General features: G+C 57.6%; 13 protein-coding genes and 2 pseudogenes. 8 read left to right on the top strand and 7 right to left on the bottom strand.

The features are described 5' to 3' along the window. Nucleotides 1-11: 11 nt before the first annotated feature. Together phaC and ligD are read left to right on the top strand one after the other, a co-directional pair. Nucleotides 12-1697 (top strand): class II poly(R)-hydroxyalkanoic acid synthase, encoded by a 1686-nt coding sequence (gene phaC / locus AC3IUA_RS15900; RefSeq protein ID WP_489355210.1) that lies wholly within the window; start codon nt 12-14, stop codon nt 1695-1697. A 515-nt stretch (nt 1698-2212) separates the two neighbouring features. Beyond that, nucleotides 2213-4780, top strand: coding sequence for a DNA ligase D (gene ligD / locus AC3IUA_RS15895; protein ID WP_489355208.1), 2568 nt, complete (start codon nt 2213-2215; stop codon nt 4778-4780). A gap of 66 nt (nt 4781-4846) precedes the next feature. On the opposite strand, the gene AC3IUA_RS15890 is transcribed toward ligD, so the two are convergent. The 3 genes from AC3IUA_RS15890 to AC3IUA_RS15880 all read right to left on the bottom strand — a co-directional run bounded on the left by AC3IUA_RS15890 (nt 4847) and on the right by AC3IUA_RS15880 (nt 8137). Next, complete coding sequence (locus AC3IUA_RS15890) at nt 4847-5089, bottom strand: hypothetical protein (RefSeq protein ID WP_489355206.1); 243 nt, start codon at nt 5087-5089, stop codon at nt 4847-4849. A gap of 98 nt (nt 5090-5187) precedes the next feature. Next, entirely contained in the window at nt 5188-6171 is a 984-nt protein-coding gene (locus tag AC3IUA_RS15885; protein ID WP_489355204.1) for a ribose-phosphate diphosphokinase, read from the bottom strand. 286 nt (nt 6172-6457) lie between these two features. Continuing rightward, complete coding sequence (locus AC3IUA_RS15880) at nt 6458-8137, bottom strand: thiamine pyrophosphate-binding protein (RefSeq protein WP_489355203.1); 1680 nt, start codon at nt 8135-8137, stop codon at nt 6458-6460. 288 nt (nt 8138-8425) lie between these two features. Between AC3IUA_RS15880 and AC3IUA_RS15875 the strand changes: the two genes are divergently transcribed. Further along, entirely contained in the window at nt 8426-8884 is a 459-nt protein-coding gene (locus AC3IUA_RS15875; protein WP_489355201.1) for a metallophosphoesterase family protein, read from the top strand. Nucleotides 8885-9016: 132 nt separating this feature from the next. Here the strand turns inward: AC3IUA_RS15875 and AC3IUA_RS15870 are convergent, their stop codons facing one another. After that, nucleotides 9017-9586, bottom strand: coding sequence for a TetR/AcrR family transcriptional regulator (locus tag AC3IUA_RS15870; protein ID WP_489355200.1), 570 nt, complete (start codon nt 9584-9586; stop codon nt 9017-9019). A 332-nt stretch (nt 9587-9918) separates the two neighbouring features. On the opposite strand from AC3IUA_RS15870, the gene mexE reads away from it, so the two are divergent. Genes mexE through AC3IUA_RS15855 form a run of 3 tightly spaced genes read left to right on the top strand, consistent with a single transcriptional unit; the run spans nt 9919 to nt 15805 of the window. Further along, the gene (mexE, locus tag AC3IUA_RS15865; RefSeq protein WP_489355198.1) at nt 9919-11163 is read left to right on the top strand and encodes a multidrug efflux RND transporter periplasmic adaptor subunit MexE; all 1245 of its coding nucleotides are present in this window, start codon (nt 9919-9921) and stop codon (nt 11161-11163) included. 11 nt (nt 11164-11174) lie between these two features. After that, the gene (locus tag AC3IUA_RS15860) at nt 11175-14369 is read left to right on the top strand and encodes an efflux RND transporter permease subunit (RefSeq protein WP_489355197.1); all 3195 of its coding nucleotides are present in this window, start codon (nt 11175-11177) and stop codon (nt 14367-14369) included. Beyond that, nucleotides 14366-15805 (top strand): efflux transporter outer membrane subunit, encoded by a 1440-nt coding sequence (locus AC3IUA_RS15855; RefSeq protein WP_489355195.1) that lies wholly within the window; start codon nt 14366-14368, stop codon nt 15803-15805. Before AC3IUA_RS15860 ends, AC3IUA_RS15855 begins: the two co-directional genes overlap by 4 nt. On the opposite strand, the gene AC3IUA_RS15850 is transcribed toward AC3IUA_RS15855, so the two are convergent. Beyond that, nucleotides 15767-16414 (bottom strand): MliC family protein, encoded by a 648-nt coding sequence (locus AC3IUA_RS15850; protein ID WP_489355194.1) that lies wholly within the window; start codon nt 16412-16414, stop codon nt 15767-15769. The genes AC3IUA_RS15855 and AC3IUA_RS15850 overlap by 39 nt on opposite strands. A 43-nt stretch (nt 16415-16457) precedes the next feature. On the opposite strand from AC3IUA_RS15850, the pseudogene AC3IUA_RS15845 reads away from it, so the two are divergent. Both AC3IUA_RS15845 and gfa read left to right on the top strand, forming a co-directional pair. Then, a pseudogene (locus AC3IUA_RS15845) lies at nt 16458-16699 on the top strand (S-(hydroxymethyl)glutathione dehydrogenase); the annotation flags it as partial. Between the two features lie 63 nt (nt 16700-16762). Beyond that, the gene (gene gfa / locus AC3IUA_RS15840) at nt 16763-17341 is read left to right on the top strand and encodes an S-(hydroxymethyl)glutathione synthase (RefSeq protein WP_489355192.1); all 579 of its coding nucleotides are present in this window, start codon (nt 16763-16765) and stop codon (nt 17339-17341) included. A 116-nt stretch (nt 17342-17457) separates the two neighbouring features. Here the strand turns inward: gfa and AC3IUA_RS15835 are convergent, their stop codons facing one another. Both AC3IUA_RS15835 and AC3IUA_RS15830 read right to left on the bottom strand, forming a co-directional pair. Continuing rightward, nucleotides 17458-17973, bottom strand: a complete 516-nt coding sequence (locus AC3IUA_RS15835; protein WP_489355190.1) for a hypothetical protein — start codon at nt 17971-17973, stop codon at nt 17458-17460. A 303-nt stretch (nt 17974-18276) separates the two neighbouring features. Beyond that, nucleotides 18277-18513, bottom strand: a pseudogene (locus tag AC3IUA_RS15830) (ATP-dependent Clp protease proteolytic subunit); the annotation flags it as partial. Nucleotides 18514-18588: the final 75 nt, after the last annotated feature.

The raw sequence follows: 18588 nt of genomic DNA, 5'->3' as shown, positions 1-18588 counted from the left end.
GAGTTTGGTCCATGGGAAAGAAACCAGTGGCGGGCGTCGTGCCCGAACCTGCGTCCTTTGTGAAGGCAAAACCAGGCGCGCCCCTCAGCCTGCGGGGCCGCAATCTATTGCCCACGTTGCGTACCCTGGCGCTGCAGGGCATCAAACAGCCGATCCACAGCGCCCGCCATGCACTAGCCCTCGGCGGTCAACTGGGCCGCGTGCTATTGGGCAATACATCGCACCAACCCCTCGTCGAGGATGCACGCTTCCAGGACCCCTCCTGGCGTCTCAACCCCCTCTACCGCCGTAGACTGCAGGCCTATCTGGCTTGTCAGAAGCAACTGAGCGCCTGGATCGACGAGAGTCAGCTGGCGACCGACGATCAAGCCCGGGCGCGTTTCATTTTGGCCCAGCTCGGCGATGCGCTGTCACCGTCCAACAGCCCGCTCAACCCGCTGGCGGTCAAGGAGCTGTTCGACACTGGCGGCGCCAGCCTGCTCAAGGGGATCGGGCATTTGCTCGACGACCTGCGGCACAATGGCGGCATGCCCAGCCAGGTCAGCAAACAGGCCTTCGAGGTCGGCCGGAATATCGCCAGCACCCCTGGCGCCGTGGTGTTTCGCAACGAGATGCTGGAACTGATCCAGTACCAGCCAATGAGCGAAAAACACTATGCCCGCCCGCTGTTGATCGTGCCGCCGCAGATCAACAAGTACTACATCTTCGATCTCAGTACGCAGAAGAGCTTCGTTCAGTACGCGTTGAAGAACGGCTTGCAGGTGTTCATCATCAGCTGGCGCAATCCGAACACTAGCCATCGCGACTGGGGTCTATCGAATTACGTCCAGGCCATCGACAAAGCCCTCGATGTGACCCGCGCCGTCAGCGGCAGCAAAGAGGCCCACCTGATGGGCGCCTGCGCCGGCGGCCTGAGCATCGCCGCGCTGCAAGGCTACCTGCAAGCCAAACGACAACTGCGTAAAGTCGCCAGCGCAACGTACCTGGTCAGCCTGCTGGACAGTCAGATCGACAGCTCAGCCATGTTGTTTGTCAATGAGCGAACCCTGGAAGCCGCCAGGCGCCGTTCCTGTCGCAAAGGGGTGCTGGATGGTCGCGACACGGCCAAGGTCTTCGCCTGGATGCGTCCGAATGACCTGATCTGGAACTACTGGATCAATAACTACCTGCTCGGCAAGCAACCTCCGGCCTTCGACATTCTCTACTGGAACAACGACAACACCCGCCTGCCGGCCGCCCTGCATGGCGATCTGCTGGACTTCTTCAAGCACAACCCACTCACGCACCCTGGCGGCCTGGAGGTCTGCGGCAGGCCGGTCAACCTGCAGAAAGTCACGGTCGACAGCTTCAGCATCGCCGGGATCAACGACCACATCACGCCCTGGGACGCGGTCTATCGCTCGACCCAACTGCTCGGTGGCGAACGACGCTTCGTGCTATCCAACAGCGGGCATATCCAGAGCATCCTCAACCCGCCAGGTAATCCCAAGGCTAGCTACCTGGAGAATGACCAGCTGCCGTCCGACCCGCGTGCCTGGTATTTCGACACGCAGAAGCACGATGGCAGTTGGTGGCCGGATTGGCTGGCCTGGATTCAGGCGCGCTCTGGCGAGCAAACCGAAGCTCAGCAGGCGCTGGGCAACCAGAACCACCCGCCAATGGAGGCCGCACCCGGCACCTACGTGCATGTGCGTTAAACCTTGAACATTGTATTACCCATTGCGGGTGTATCCGGTCAGCGCGCAGGAGCTGCCGCAGGCTGCGATCTTTTTGGGGGCACCGAAAAGGCCGGATCATAAGATCGCAGCCTGGCGGTGCGACGCACTGACGGTCGTTGAAATCAACAGTTCGTTCTACCGCCAGTGGTTTTGCGTTGGGCGATGCCCTGACCCTTCAAGCACTTTTGGGCAAACGGAATTGGTAGCTCGCATTGCCAAGGTGCCTTTGCCGGTTGCCGACCCGGTCCAGGGACCGAAGGGTGTTTTGATTAAAGCCTGGGCGTGCTGAACCAACTGATCTTGCCGATGTGCCCGTTTTCCCAAATTGACCACGATTCCCACCGCTTATCCGGTCTTGCACAACAAGAAATGAACTGGCACGTCTCTTTCTGCCTCCCTTAACAATAAAGGGCTGTATATAAGAGGAGTGCTGAGCCATGAGCGCAATGACTTATCACGGTGCCCACCGGAGCAGCCCGAGTCGCAGGTGAGCCATGAGCAAAAATCTGGACGACTACAACCGCATACGAGACTTTGCCGCCACGCCCGAACCTGCGGCGGGCACATCTGCAAAGCGCTCGAAAAAAACGGCGCACGCCTTGCAGTTCTGTATTCAAAAGCACGATGCCTCTCGACTGCACTACGACTTTCGCCTCGAGCTCGATGGCGCGCTCAAGAGTTGGGCGGTGCCAAAGGGGCCGTCTCTGGACCCCAAGGTAAAGCGACTGGCGGTGCACGTCGAAGATCATCCGATCGATTACGCCACGTTCGAGGGCAGTATTCCCGAAGGTCATTACGGCGCCGGCGATGTGATTGTCTGGGACCGCGGTGTGTGGATACCCCAGGAAGACCCTGCCAAAGCCTATGAAAAGGGTCGTTTGAAGTTCGAGTTGCAGGGCGAAAAACTCAGCGGCCTGTGGAATCTGGTGCGCACCCACATGCCGGGCAAGCAAGAGCAATGGTTTCTGATCAAGCATCAGGACAGTGCGGCGAAGCCCGAGGCAGAGTATGACGTGGTCAAGGCCGAGCCGGACAGCGTCCTTAGCGACCGCACGATTGTCCCCAGGACGCGGGGCACGGACAAATCCAAGCCCAGCGAAAAAAAGCCCGCCCGCGCGCAAAAACACAAAGCGCCGCCATTGACCGGTGCGCGCAAGGCCAAACTGCCGGAACTGCTCAAGCCGGAACTGGCGACACTGGTCGACAGCGCGCCGGACGGCGACTGGAGCTATGAGATCAAGTTCGACGGTTATCGAATCATGGCCCGCGTCGATCACGACAAAATCCAGCTGTTCACCCGTAATGGGCACGACTGGACTCACAAGCTACCCAAGCAGGCAGAGGCCCTGGCTGCTCTTGGTCTGGCGTCAGCCTGGCTTGACGGTGAAATGGTGGTGGCCGACGAGCAGGGAGTCCCGGATTTTCAGGCCCTGCAAAACGCCTTTGACTCGGGTCGCAGCGGCAACATCGTTTACTACCTGTTCGACTTGCCCTACCTCAATGGCGTTGACCTGCGAGAGGTGCCCGTCGAGGAACGAAGGGCCGCCCTGGCGACGGTGCTTAACCTTAACGAAGAACCGCTTCTGCGCTTCTCCGAGGCATTTGGCGAGGGCCCGGAAGCCTTGCTTGACAGTGCCTGCGAGATGCAGATGGAGGGGTTGATCGGCAAACGTCTTGGGTCGCCTTACGTGTCCCGGCGCAGCAGTGACTGGATCAAACTCAAGTGCAAAAATCGACAGGAGTTTGTAGTGGTCGGTTACACCGAACCGAAGGGTTCGCGCAGTGCCTTTGGGGCGTTGCTTCTAGGCTTGCATGACATCGACAGCGGCGAACTGCGCTATGCGGGGAAGGTGGGGACCGGCTTTAACGAAGGGACCCTCAAGAGCATTTACCAACAACTCAAACCTCTGGAGGCGAAAAAACCGGCGGTGGCCAATCCACCGAGCGGTTTTGAGGCTAAAGGCGTGCATTGGCTGAAGCCGAAATTGTTGGCGGAAGTCGCCTATGCCGAAATGACCAAGGATGGGTCGGTACGCCATGCGGTATTTCATGGGCTGCGTGACGATAAACCTGCCAGGGATATTACTGAGGAGCGCCCGAAGGACATGAAAAAATCAGCCAGCGCTGCGAAAAAACCACCTGCCAAGGGCGCATCAACCCAAGCTGTGTCGGGAACCGGCAAAGTGCGCATCACTCACCCTGACCGAATCATCGATGCCACCAGCGGCACCACCAAAGTGCAACTGGCACAATACTATGCCAGCGTCGCCGAGTGGATCCTGCCTCAGCTCAAGGACCGGCCGGTGGCGCTGGTTCGGGCACCTGAAGGCATTGCCGGGGAGTTGTTCTTTCAGAAAAACGCCGAGCGTCTGGCTATTCCGGGGATCGCCACCCTGGACAAGGACGTCACCGGGCAGCCCGTGATGATGATCAATAACCTCGAAGCCCTGGTCGGGGCGGTGCAGATGAGCACGGTGGAGTTGCACACCTGGAACGCCACGTCTGACAACCTGGATAAACCCGACCGGTTTGTCCTTGATCTCGACCCCGACCCCGCATTGCCCTGGAAAAGCATGGTCGAAGCGACGCAGTTGACCCTCTCGGTACTCGATGAACTGGGACTCAAGGCATTCCTCAAGACCAGTGGTGGGAAGGGCATCCATCTGGTTGTGCCGCTCACCCGAAAACTCGGCTGGGACGAGGTCAAGGATTTCAGCCACGCGATAGTCAGCCACATGGCCAAACTGTTACCGGAGCGTTTTTCCGCGGTATCCGGACCCAAAAATCGGGTGGGGCGAATTTTCATCGACTACCTGCGCAATGGCCTGGGCGCTACCACGATCTGTGCCTATGCCGTGCGCACTCGCGAAGGGTTGCCGGTGTCGGTACCGATCTTTCGCGAAGAGGTCGCGGAACTGAAAGGGGCCAATCAATGGAATCTGCACAACGTGTACGAACGCCTGGTCGACGTCGGTGACGGACCCTGGGCCGAGCTGAAGAAAACTCGACAGTCCATCACCGCAGACATGCGTCGGCGGATAGGGATGCGAAACGTTTGCTGACCCAGGTATTTGTCCGAACTACCCAAACAGGGGATCTATTGCAGTCGAATGCTTGCTGACTCGCGCTCACGCGGGCTTCACTTTATCTTCTATCTGGCGCACTGCCTGCGCATCAGCCTGGAGAAGCTTGAGCTTCAGTTTTTCGAAGTCTTCGCTGTTCACCCAATCAATACGCCATAGCATGTACAGCATGCCCTGAGCCTTGTACAACGCTTCCAGGCGCTCGGCATGATTGTCAGTCCGGCGTATGTCATCTGTCGCTTCATCCAGGTCAGCAAGGGCCTGCGCTTTGTTCTCGCGATAGCTCATGGTGGGACTCCTGATATGTTCTGTTGCTCACCAATCGGGTCATGATAATACGGTCGCTTCGCGGATCATTATGGCCGCCGCGAAAGTCGAGCCTGGGTTCAGAGGGGCAGGGGCAGGTCCTCTGACACCCAGGCTGCATTTTCAGCCAATAGCGTGGCAACCATGGCCGTACTGTCGAGCACGTGCAAGCGCTGCGTCACCTGTTCGGGTGGCAGGCGAAACGGCGGCACACTGTCACAGATGATGATCCGTTCAAACAGCGGGCTGTCGAGCAGATCACTGCCACCGGTGAACAGACCATGGGTGGCTGCAGCAAGCAAGCGAACGGCACCTGCCTTCTGGCAGGCACGGCCAGCGTGCATCAGCGTACTACCGGTGCTGATCAGATCGTCGACAATGATGGCGGTCTTGCCCAGGACTTCGCCGACCAGCAGGGTGCCGGTGAGCGTGGCTTGATCCCGGTGCTTCTCCATCAGCGCACCGCCCACCGGGCGGCCCAGTCGCCGCTCCAGGGCCTGGCGAAAGTGTTCGGCGCGCTTGGCACCACCGGTGTCGGGAGAAACCGCAACCACCTCGGTGTCACCGACCAGCCCGGCGAAATACTGGGCGAACAATTCCGCGCACTGCAGATTCCATGTGGGAATGCGAAAGGCATTGTCGAACGCCGCCGGGTTATGCACATCCAGTGCGACCAGACGATCCACGCCACAGGTTTCGAGTATGGCCGCCAGATAACGAGTGATGGTTGGATCCTGATGTTGGGCGCGGCGATCCTTGCGCCCGTAGCAGAGGTAAGGAGCCACCACCTGGACCTGGCGAGCACCGGCATCCTTGAGTGCACCGCAGAAGAAGAGCAGGCGACACAGCTTATCGTTCGCGCTCTGCCGATCATCGCCATACAGTGCATGAAACACTACGACCTCGCGGCCGTTGACCGGCTCCAGCGGTCGGCATTTCTGTTCGCCATCCTCATAGTTGCGTTCCTCATGGAGCGCCAGTTGACAGCCAAGCCGTTGTGCCACGCGGTTCGCGTAGTGCTCACTGCCTTGCAGAGCGAACAAAAGAGGGCGTTGGGTGAGCATGCTCGGGCTCCTCGGAGGCTGTCAGGGAGAGCGCCTCGGTATTCGGTTTTACGGCATGAACGTCATTGAGTTCATCGCTATCGTACCAAGGCCAACCGCCGCTACGCAGGCGTGGTTGGCATAGAAGTGTCCCGTCGGTGACTGTCTGTTTAACCATAGAACATGCTGGCGGTTTCACCGGCTGGGGGCTTGGCGGCTGCGAACAATTGCCCGCGAGGGAAGAACCAAAAAAGCGCCTTTTAAATCGTGAATCAGGCGCCCTTAACAGAAGAAATCGGGTTGCCGCTCACTTTTTGCTTGATTGCTCTCTGATCTGAGTCAGGCTAAGTCGAGGTGTCAACGCTTCAGGGTCGACTCTGACCTCAATCAAGGAGGGTAGGGACATTTCTAGGCAACGTTCAAACGCCGGGGCAAATTCCGACGTCGTTGTGACCACCTCGCCATGGAGTCCATAGGCTTGGGCAAGGGCTGCGAAATCCGGGTTGTGCAAATCAGTTCCTGAAACGCGCCCAGGGTAGTTGCGCTCCTGATGCATTCTGATTGTTCCGTACATCCCATTGTTGATCACAACGAAAATCACATTGGCCCCATATTGCGCTGCAGTCGCTATCTCCTGGCCATTCATCAGGAAGCAGCCATCACCTGAGAATGAAACCACCACTCGGTCCGGGCACGTCAGTTTGGCGGCCACAGCAGCGGGAACGCCGTAGCCCATGGAACCGTTGGTTGGGCCTAGCTGGGTGCGGTATTGACGGAACTGGTAGAAGCGTTGAAGCCAAACGGCATAGTTTCCAGCACCATTCGTCAGGATCGCATCGTCTGGCAGCCTACGATTCAACCACTCGATAATTTCTGCCAGCTGGACAGGCCCGGGGGAGGGTGACCGCTCCAGGTTCTGCTGATAGTTGTTGTTCAACGTGCGCGTCCACTCGCTCTTTCCATGGTTGGCCGCTGCAGGAATTTTTGCCGCTGATTTAGCAAAGCTCGACATGCTGCTGTTTATAGCTAGTGCAGCCTGGTACACCCGCCCCAGCTCCTCGATCCCCTGGTGAATGTGAATCAAGGTTTGCCTGGGTACCGGGATATTCAAAGCAGCGTAGCCACCTGTCGAAACCTCTCCCATTCGCGAGCCCACTACCAAGAGCAGGTCGGCGTCTTTCACCGCTGATGACAACTGCGCGGAAGCGGCGAATCCAAGATCTCCTGCATAGTTGGGATGTCGATTGTCGAACAGGTCCTGGCAGCGAAAGGAGGCTGCAACCGGGAGACCTTGCTGCTCAGCAAAAAGCCGAATGTCATGGACTGATTCGCTATCCCAGCCGCTGCCACCCAGCACCATCAATGGACGCTCTGATCGCTCGAGCAGTTGCTGCATGGCGGCCATTTGCTCGGCGGCGGGAGTCATCAAGACACGTTTGAAAGGTCCCGCATCACTGACTTCCGCCATTTCAGTCAACATGTCCTCTGGCAGAGCGACCACCACCGGCCCTGGCCTGCCATTGACCGCTCGGTGAAACGCCTGGCTTATCAGCTCGGGAATTCTGCTTGTGTCGTCTATTTGTACGACCCATTTCGCCAAGGGGCCAAACATCTGGCGAAAATCAATTTCCTGAAAGGCTTCGCGATACTGTTGATCGCGAGCGACCTGGCCAATGAACAGGATCATCGGCGAGGAATCCTGGTACGCCGTGTGAACGCCGACAGAGGCGTTTGTTGCCCCCGGGCCTCGGGTAACGAAGCAGATGCCAGGCTCTCCAGTGAGCTTGCCGTAGGCTTCAGCCATGTAGGCCGCACCACCTTCCTGACGGCATACGACCAGATCGATTTCTTCCTGCACGTCATGCAATGCGTCGAGAACCGCCAGGTAGCTTTCTCCCGGAACACAGAAAGCTCTTTTGACGCCATGGATGCGTAAGGCATCCACTAATATTTGACCTCCGCTACGACGAGAAATGGCTTTATTCATGGTTATCTCCTTGATGTTCCTGACGGCATAGGTTTTTTCTATGTAGCGAGGAATACCTGATCACGACAAGCGAAAAGAAATGACAGCGTCATTCCTTAAACTCCTGAAGCATCAAAGTGAGCGTGTTTTCACGCAGCCAGGGTGGGCATCTCCTTCGATACACGCGGCAGGGCGGGAGTGACATTGCAAGTGCGTGCTGCCAAAAAGGCAGTCGAGCCGCTCGGCAAAGCGTTAGCACGAGATTACTATCACTGGGTTCCGATTCATGAGCCAGGTCTGGAGCTTTGCATGAAAGTTGGCGTGATTTCCGATACCCATGGCTTGCTCCGCCCAGAAGCCCGTGCCGCCCTGGAGGGTTGTGAGCGGATCATTCACGCGGGTGACATCGGCAACCTCGAAATTCTCGATCAACTGGAGTCTATCGCCCCACTGCACGTAGTACGCGGGAACAATGATCTGGGCGCCCCTTGGGCAGAAAATCTCGCCGACTGTCTACGTTTCGACCTCAACGGATGGGAGACTTTGCTGGTGCATGACATCGCCGATGTCCCGGATGTGCTCGATGCAGGCATCAAGCTGGTGATCACCGGCCACTCACACAAGCCACGCATAGAGTGGCGCGGCGAACAGCTATACCTCAATCCCGGCAGCGCGGGACGGCGACGCTTCAAGCTGCCGGTGACGCTGGCTTTGCTTGAGGTACTTGCGACCTCGATCGAGCCTCATCTGGTCTCGTTACTGGAATGACCTTCCCTGGACTGTCTTGGCAAACGGCTTCTTCAACGTAGCCGCCCCCCGTACTTGCGCCAGATTCACTCCTTCGGTAGAGCAGAACATCCATGATGGGTATACACGTCAACGTCATGAATCAGGGCGACATCAATGTTTTTTTTCGGGAGCGGCAGGCCAGGCACTGATGACCGACTGTAGGAACTGCTCAGACAACTCAGGGTTGTCCAGCGCTCTGGCAATCAGCACCGCACCCGCTATCGATGACAGTATGCGCAGCGACTCCTGATACTTCTCGTCGTGGTTTTCCCCCTCGACAAGCGCCATCAGCGTTTCGATCAAACGCTCGACGCCTCTGGTGAAGGAACTGCTGACGGCACCACCTGTGCGGGCAACATCTGCGCCCAGTGCAGGGATGGGGCAGCCCTCGGTCCAGTTATCCAGATGCCCTTGTGTCAGGTAGCCCTGAATGAGTTCGGGAATGGATTTGGCGTCTTGCCAATTATGGATATTGGACTCGAACGTCCGGGAGACCGCCTCTGAAGCCAGCTGTTCCTTGCCGCCCGGAAACTGTCCGTAAAAGCCGCCATGGGTCAGGCCCACAGAACGCGACAGTTCACCAATGCCGATTCCATCGATTCCTTTTTCCCGGTACAGCCGGGACGCGGCAGTGAGGATCGCCTCTTTGTTCGCCGCGGCCTGGTCTTTCGTGACTTTCATGAGACTGCTCCTGTATCCCGTTTGGCTTTGCTTGCGCAAAGCTTCGCTGAGAGGCTGGTATTGATGATGATCGTCATATAAAGTTGCTGCAATGGCTTTGTCCGTATCGACGCCAGTCTGGCGGATCCCGAGCCTGAGGCTCAAGTCAAAAATCTCTACGTTTGTACTGCGATCACCAACACAAGGGTGTAACCGGGGCGGTCCCTTTTTTTGCCATTAAACATGATGGTCATCATTATTGATGATAGCCAACTTCACTCCGTTCAATTCGTCGTGACCTCGCGCGAGGTCGAGAATCCGGAAATTCCTAAACCGTCTGGCGGACACTACCCATGGAACAGTCACTCAAACCTTTGCGTTATCCCCTTGCTGCGCTGGCACTGATGGTGCTTGGCGCGTGTGATCGGACACCCAATGCCGCTCAGGCTCCGAGGGCGCCACACGTCACCGTCGCCAAAGTGCTTGAGCAGCCCATTACCGAATGGGATGAAGTTACCGCTCGCCTGGAAGCGCCGGAAACCGTAGAGGTTCGTCCACGGGTTTCGGGCCAGATCGAACGTGTGGCGTTTACCGATGGTGTGCTGGTGAAGAAGGGCGATTTGCTGTTCCAGATTGATCCACGTCCGTTCGAGCATGAAGTGCATCGCATCGAGGCGCAGCTGCAACAGGCACGCGCCACACGGGTCCGCACCGGCAACGAAGCGCAGCGCGGCCAGCGTCTGCTGAGCAGCAACGCGATCTCCGCCGAGCTGGCCGACACCCGCACCACCACCGCTCAGGAAGCCAGGGCCGGTGTCGATGCCATTCAAGCGCAACTGGATCTTGCGCGTTTGAACCTCAGCTTCACCCGCGTCACCGCACCGATCACTGGCCGGGTCAGCCGTGCGGAAATCACCGCTGGCAACATCGTGACCGCCGACACCACACCGCTGACCAGCGTGGTCTCCACCGACAAGGTTTACGCCTATTTCGATGCGGACGAACGCATGTTCCTCAAATACAGCCTGCTTTCCCGCCAGGGGCAGCGCGGTCAAACCACGCCGGTGTACATGGGACTGTCCAACGAGGAGGGCAACAGCCACCTCGGGCAGATGAACTTTGTCGACAACCAGGTCAATCCGAAAACCGGCACCATCCGTGGTCGCGCGGTGTTCGACAACGCTGACGGTCAGTACACCCCAGGTCTGTATGCCCGGTTGAAACTGGTGGGCAGCGCCGCTTATCCCGGCCTGCTGATCAAAGATGAAGCGGTGGGTACCGACCTCGGCAAAAAATTCGTGCTGGTGGTCGACCAGGACAACAAAGCCGTCTATCGCAGTGTTGATCTGGGGCCGAAGCTTGAGGGCTTGCGCATCGTGCGTGGTGGTTTGCAAAAAGATGATCGCATCATCATCAACGGTCTGCAGCGCGTTCGGCCCGGCGCGGTGATCGATCCTCAGGATGCACCGATGGCCAGCCCGGAAACGGTCGCCACACTGGCCCGTCAGCGTCAGGCGATCGAAGCCTCCCATCAGCCGGCTTCCGCTAAGTCACCCGCTCTGGTGAAGACGGAAGCTGCCGTCGCACCTCGCGGATAAGGAGTACCGAGATGAAGTTTTCCCAGTTCTTTATCACGCGACCGATCTTCGCAGCGGTGCTGTCGCTGCTGATCCTGATCGCCGGCGCCATCTCGCTGTTCCAGCTGCCGATCAGTGAATACCCGGAAGTGGTTCCGCCGACCGTTGTGGTCCGTGCCAACTTCCCGGGCGCCAACCCAAAAGTCATCGGTGAAACCGTGGCAGCTCCGCTGGAGCAAGCCATCACCGGCGTCGAGAACATGCTTTACATGTCCTCGCACTCCACGGCTGACGGCAGACTCACCCTGACCATTACCTTTGCCTTGGGCACTGACCTGGACAACGCCCAGGTTCAAGTTCAGAACCGTGTGACCCGCACCGAACCCAAGCTGCCCGAAGAAGTGACGCGTATCGGTATCACCGTCGACAAAGCGTCTCCGGAGCTGACGCTGCTGGTGCATTTGGTCTCGCCCGACAAGCGCTACGACATGCTGTACCTGTCCAACTACGCCATCCTCAACGTCAAGGATGAGCTGGCCCGCCTGGATGGTATCGGCGATGTGAAGTTGTTCGGCATAGGTGACTACTCGCTGCGTATCTGGCTCGACCCGGAAAAAACTGCATCCCGTAACCTGACCGCAACTGACGTGGTCAACGCCGTACGCGAGCAAAACCGTCAAGTTGCGGCCGGCCAACTGGGTGCACCACCGTCGCCAAACGCGACGAGCTTCCAAATGTCGATCAATTCCCAAGGGCGTCTGGTCAGCGAGGAAGAATTCGAGAACGTGGTGATCCGCAGCGGTCCGAACGGCGAGATCACTCGCCTCAAAGACATTGCCCGGGTGGAATTGGGTTCCAACCAGTACGCTCTGCGCGCCTTGCTCAACAATCAGGAAGCGGTGGCGATGCCGATCTTCCAGCGTCCGGGTTCCAACGCCATCGACATCTCCGACCAGGTACGGGCGAAGATGGCGCAGCTGAAGAAAAACTTCCCGGAAGGCATGGATTTCGAGATCGTCTACGACCCGACAGTCTTCGTGCGCAGCTCGATCGAAGCGGTGGTGCATACGCTCCTTGAAGCACTGATTCTGGTGGTGCTGGTGGTGATTCTGTTCCTGCAAACCTGGCGTGCGTCGATCATTCCGCTGGTCGCTGTGCCGGTGTCACTGGTCGGTACCTTTGCCGTGATGCACTTGCTGGGGTTCTCGCTCAACGCGCTGTCGCTGTTCGGCCTGGTATTGGCCATCGGGATCGTGGTCGACGATGCGATCGTGGTGGTGGAGAACGTCGAACGAAACATCGAGTCGGGCCTTGAGCCCGTCGAGGCCACCCAAAAAGCCATGGGGGAGGTGACCGGTCCGATCATCGCCACGGCATTGGTGTTATGCGCCGTATTCGTGCCCGCCGCGTTCATCTCGGGCCTGACCGGGCAGTTTTATAAGCAGTTCGCGTTGACCATCGCCATCTCGACGGTGATTTCGGCGTTCAACTCGTTGACCTTGTCGCCAGCCCTGGCAGCGGTTCTGCTCAAGGCTCACGGTGCGCCGAAAGATCGCTTTTCCAAAGTACTGGACCGGTTGCTGGGTGGCTGGTTGTTCAAACCGTTCAACCGTTTATTCGACAAGGCCAGTCATGGCTATGTCGCCACGGTTGCGCGCGTCATCCGCAGCAGCGGCATCGCGCTGGTGGTTTACGGCGGCTTGATTGTCATGACCTGGCTGGGCTTCAGTACCACGCCGACCGGTTTCGTGCCAAGCCAGGACAAACAGTACCTGGTGACCTTCGCGCAGTTGCCGGATGCGGCGAGCCTTGATCGCACTGAATCGGTCATCCGCCGGATGAGCGACATTGCCATGCACGAGCCGGGCTTTGACAGCGCCGTTGGATTCCCCGGACTGTCGATCAACGGCTTCACCAACAGCCCGAACGCCGGTGTTGCTTTTATCGGCTTGCGGCCTTTCGGTGAACGCAAGGATTCCAGTCTGTCGGCCGGTGCGATTTCCGCCTCGCTGAACGCCAAGTTCGGTGGCATCCAGGACGCCTATATCGCCGTGTTTCCGCCACCGCCTGTTCAAGGCCTGGGCACCATCGGCGGGTTCCGTTTGCAGATCGAAGATCGCGGCAACCTTGGCTACGAAGCGCTCTACAAAGAAACCATGAACGTCATCAACAAGAGTCGCGATGTTCCTGAACTGGCCAAGCTGTTCACCAGCTACACGGTAAACGTGCCGCAGGTCGAGGCCGCCATCGATCGCGAGAAAGCCAAGACCCATGGCGTCGCGATCAACGACATCTTCGACACGCTGCAGATTTACCTGGGCTCGCTGTATGCCAACGACTTCAACCGTTTCGGCCGGACCTATCAAGTCAACGTTCAGGCCGAGCAACGGTTCCGTCAGGAGCCCGAGCAGATCGGCCAGTTGAAGGTGCGCAATGACCGCGGCGAAATGATCCCGCTGGCCACGTTCGTCAAGGTCAGCCCGACCTCGGGCCCTGATCGGGTCATGCACTACAACGGTTTCATCACCGCAGAAATCAACGGCAGCGCAGCCCCCGGCTACAGCTCCGGCCAGGCACAGGCCGCCATTGAAAAACTGCTGAAAGCAGAGCTGCCCAATGGCATGACGTACGAGTGGACCGACTTGACCTACCAGCAGATTTTGTCCGGCAACACCGCCCTGTTGGTGTTCCCGCTTTGCGTGCTGCTCGCCTTCCTGGTACTGGCCGCGCTGTATGAAAGCTGGAGCCTGCCATTGGCGGTGATTCTGATCGTGCCGATGACCCTGCTGTCGGCGATTGCCGGGGTGATCATTTTCAAGGGAGACAACAACATCTTTACCCAGATCGGCTTGATTGTGCTGGTCGGCCTGGCCTGCAAGAACGCGATTCTGATCGTCGAGTTCGCCAAGGACAAACAGGACCAGGGCATGTCCCCGCTGGATGCGGTGCTGGAAGCATGCCGCATGCGTCTACGGCCGATTCTGATGACCTCCTTTGCCTTCATCATGGGTGTGATTCCACTGGTGACGTCCACCGGTGCAGGCTCGGAAATGCGTCGTGCGATGGGAGTCGCGGTGTTCTCCGGGATGCTCGGTGTGACCTTCTTCGGGTTGCTGTTGACGCCGGTGTTCTTCGTTCTGATTCGTCGCTATATCGAGCGCAAAAACGCGCGCGACGCCACCAAGGCTCATCAGGTAAACGCATTGAATTCGCAGGCACACTCATGAACGCTTTGAAGCTTTTTTCAGTCAGCCTTCTGGTCGCCGCGCTCTGCGCCTGCACGGTGGGCCCCGACTACAAAACGCCCGATACAGCGCCTGCAAATGTCGTGTCGGCCCAAACCGGCCACTACGATCAATCGCGGTTTGAAACGGTGTGGTGGCAACAGTTTGATGACCCAACGCTCAATCAGTTGGTGAGCAAATCCCTGGAAGGCAACCGCGACTTGCGCGTGGCGTTTGCCCGCTGGAAAGCGGCCCGCGCGATTCGTGATGACATCAGCAATGACAATCTGCCAGTCGTCACCAGTCGCGTGAGCAGCCAGCAGGGGCGGGGCCAGGTGCCCGGTCAGACCGAAAGCCGAGTCAACATCGAGCGTTACGATCTGGGCCTGGACATGGCGTGGGAAGTCGATCTGTTTGGCCGGATCCAGCGTCAACTGGAATCCAGCAACGCCCAGGAAGACGCTGCGGCGGCAGACCTGTATCAGCTTCGTGTCACGATGATTGCCGAGTTGGTTGATGCCTATGGCCAATTACGGGGCGCGCAACTGCGGGAAAAAATAGCCTTGGCGAACCTGCAGAATCAGCAGGACTCGCGCAACGTGACGGTCAGCCTGCGCGCTGCTGGTGTGGGCAATGAACTCGACGTTGTGCGTGCCGATGCGCGATTGGCGGCTGTCGAGGCCACGGTTCCGCAACTTCAAGCGGAGCAGGTGCGGCAGAAAAACCGCATCGCCACGCTGTTGGGGGAACGCCCGGATAAATTGAGTGTGTCGTTGAGCCCCGCCGAGTTGCCTGCCATCGTTAAAGCACTGCCTATCGGTGATCCCGCCGAGTTGTTGCGCCGACGCCCTGATGTGCTCGCCGCCGAGCGCAGACTGGCATCCGCCACAGCGGATATCGGCGTGGCCACCGCAGACCTGTTCCCGAGAGTGAGCTTGAGCGGGTTCCTGGGATTCACCGCGGGCCGCGGTTCGCAGATAGGTTCTAGTGCTGCCAGAGCATGGGGGTTGGGACCGAGCATTACCTGGGCGGCATTTGACCTGGGCAGCGTGCGGGCGCGCATCCGTGGTGCGAATGCCGAAGCTGAAGGCGCGTTGGCGACCTATGAGCAGCACGTGTTGCTCGCTCTGGAGGAGTCGGAAAACGCATTCAGCGACTATAGCAAACGCCAACAGCGGCTGCTGTCGTTGATCAGGCAAAGCGAGTCGAGTCGTGCAGCGGCAGACCTGGCGGCTATCCAGTACAAAGAAGGGACGGTGGATTATCTGGTTTTGCTGGACGCACAGCGTGAGCGGCTGAACGCCGAGGATGCTCAGGCACTGGGTGAAATTGATCAGTACCGAGGAATAGTCGCGATCTATAAAGCGTTGGGGGGAGGCTGGGATAGCACGCCAGAGAAATCAGCCGACCGGCTCGGCCGTACAACTCATTTCTCCTGAGCCTGGCTTCTGGAAAAGGACCACGTTGCCGTATTGCCAGAAGCTGTAGTTCCCCTGGTAATCCTTGCCAGTGTATCGGGTTCCTGAATCACTCTGCACCTGGCTCAGGGTGATCGAGGTGTTCGCCCATTTAAGGTACACGACACCAGGCTGCGTGCTAAAGAAGGTGGCGGCAATCAGCGCGTTAAACCCTGTACAACGAAAAGCCAGGGGACCTTCGGTGAGCCTGTCTGGATCCTTGGTTCTCACAATTGCCGAGCCTTGGCGTAGCTGGTGCGCGCGCTCGGCATAACGTTGGATCGTGCACGCCTTGGGCGTAGGTGTGGAGGCACACTGATTGCGGGCATCGATCCAGAACTGCTGATCGATCAGGACTTTATCCGGACGCGGTACTGAGCGTTCATCCGTGAGCGCCAGGCGATAAAGACGCGTCAGTTCGATATCCATCTGCGCCAGTTGCGGATCGCGACAGATGAGCTTTTCGACAGATTCCCTTGTCTTGGCGCAGTCGAAGCTGGTCTTGAAGGACGCAGCATTTGCACAGGTGCTCGTCGCCGCGCACAGGCTGGCAGCGAGCAGACAGGTGAAAAGGGCGGTGACCGTTTTCATGTTGGCTTCACCCAGATCATTATGTGATGCCCGGGATTGGCGTGCCGGCGCAGGTCAGGAAATCTCCACGCGTCCATTCCAGCTCGTAACAGGGCGCACGTGGAAAGGCTCTGCGTTCGGTGGCGTCAAGGGACGCTTTCAATTGCCAAAGAGAATTAAGGATGCCATGAGCGGTGAAATCGATCCAGCTCCCTTCGTCACTCATTCCATGCCACTTGAATGTATCAATGAGGCCTTCGATCTAATATATGAAGGCAATCGATCCGCACCGTTTTCAAAAACTGATCCGCACCCTGGAGCCGAGCCTCCAGATTCAGTTCGAATACTCCCTGATACTGGAGGTTTATCATGAGCAACTTGAAACTTCATCCTTCGTTGGATAACGGAATAGAGCCAAGCGCTGCAAACTTCTCTGGCGGTACCCTGCAATGCCTGTGTCCGACCGATAAGGTTGAAATCAGGATTGACGCCCAGACCCTGCACAATCACGCCTGTGGCTGTAGCAAATGCTGGAAGCCCGCAGGGGCGAAATTTGCGGTTATTGCAGTTGTTCCCCGCGATAAAGTCAGCGTCATCGCGCACGCAGAGAAGCTGGTTATCGTCGACGAGCGCGCGGCTATTCAACGACATGCCTGCAAAGAGTGCCATGCACATATGTACGGCCGCATCGAAAATAAAGACCATGCGTTCTATGGGCTGGACTTCGTGCATACCGAGCTATCTCCGCAAAAGGGCTGGGCTGCACCAGGCTTTGCAGCCTTCGTTTCGTCGATCATCGAAACCGGCACCCCACCGGAGGACATGAAGGAAATTCGCGAAAAACTGCGCGCGCTCGGTTTGGAACCTTATGATTGCTTGTCGCCAGATCTGATGGACGCATTGGCTACGCAAGTGGCGAGGTTGAATGGTGTTCTCGCATCCCGTTAAAGCCCATTTGTGCTCGGGGCGTCGATGAGCAGCTTGTCGACGTCCCGTAGATGTGTCCTGCTTGAGGTTGTTTCTCCGCAGCTCGCCAAAGCCCACAGCTCTCGGACTTTTATTGCTCATGGCTCTTTGGTTGCTGTTACTTCTGTCTTCAGGCATGACCAATGATTGAAGCATTTCCCGTGCCAGGTTGCGTACAAGGCTCCTAGTACAATCAAGGCAGAAATGCTGTGGAATAAACAGATTTTCCAAGGAGCGACAGCCTTTATCGAAAGTTTATTCCCAACGGGACCGCTGTTATTTGCCGCTTCCTGGACAGCAGTCGAAAATCGATTAAGTTCTACTTGGGAAATGATCAGCACCCATTGATTGGCTATCGCGAAAAACAGGTAGCTAAGGCCTATGAGTATATAGGTATGAGTCTGCCAGAGTGTTTTGTCGGTGCCCACGGTGTAACCGAGCACGGCAAACGACACAATTTGAAAGTACGCCCAAAGCTTGTGAATGGTATCGCTTTGTTTCTGGTATATGTCAAACGCTTCTTTAAGCGAGACGTCCGTGGGCGAGGAAGTCAATTGCCGATTCGCAAGCTCCATCGGTAGAGGTTCGACTGGATTTAGCGGCTCGGTGGTCATTGATAGACCTCCAGAATATTCAAACGCCTCGGTACTTCATACATTAGCTGGAAATCTGCACCTTGCCAGATTGAAGTACCTTCGTTTTCTGTCGATTGCCGCAAGGCCGTTAATTGCACAATCGTATTGGCAAACGGTTGCCAGATAGTGGTGCGCGTGATCGGTAAAAGTATTTTGCCAGCTATAGGTTGTTAAGAACAAACAACAATGAATGACCGAAGTTGTAAAGCTGTAGTTACAGTAACGCCACATGTGCAGCGGCGCATGAGGGTTTCGACGCTTGCTCCAGGTCACGCACTGGTTTCATCCGCCGCTGACTTTCCAATGTTTGACGTCATCAGCGAACATCATTTGCTTCATCTCATGAGCAATGCCGTACGAGAGGGACTCGTGTGCAGCGATGACTTTTTCTTCCGCTGAAAGGCAATGGAAAATATCGAGCTTGGTCCCCGCGTCAGCCGTTTCGAGTGTGAAAATTTGCACATAGCGCGCGAGGTCATTGTCGAGGCTCGACAGGTACTCGCGCAGGCGTTGATGGTCGGTGAATATAGCCAGGGGGGCGGACGTAAATCCTGATGCCGTGTGATTCACATCAAGCCCCGTGCTTTTTTTTGG

The organism is Pseudomonas sp. KH_050 (genome assembly GCF_057838875.1).
This window is presented reverse-complemented; position numbering and strand designations above follow the sequence as displayed.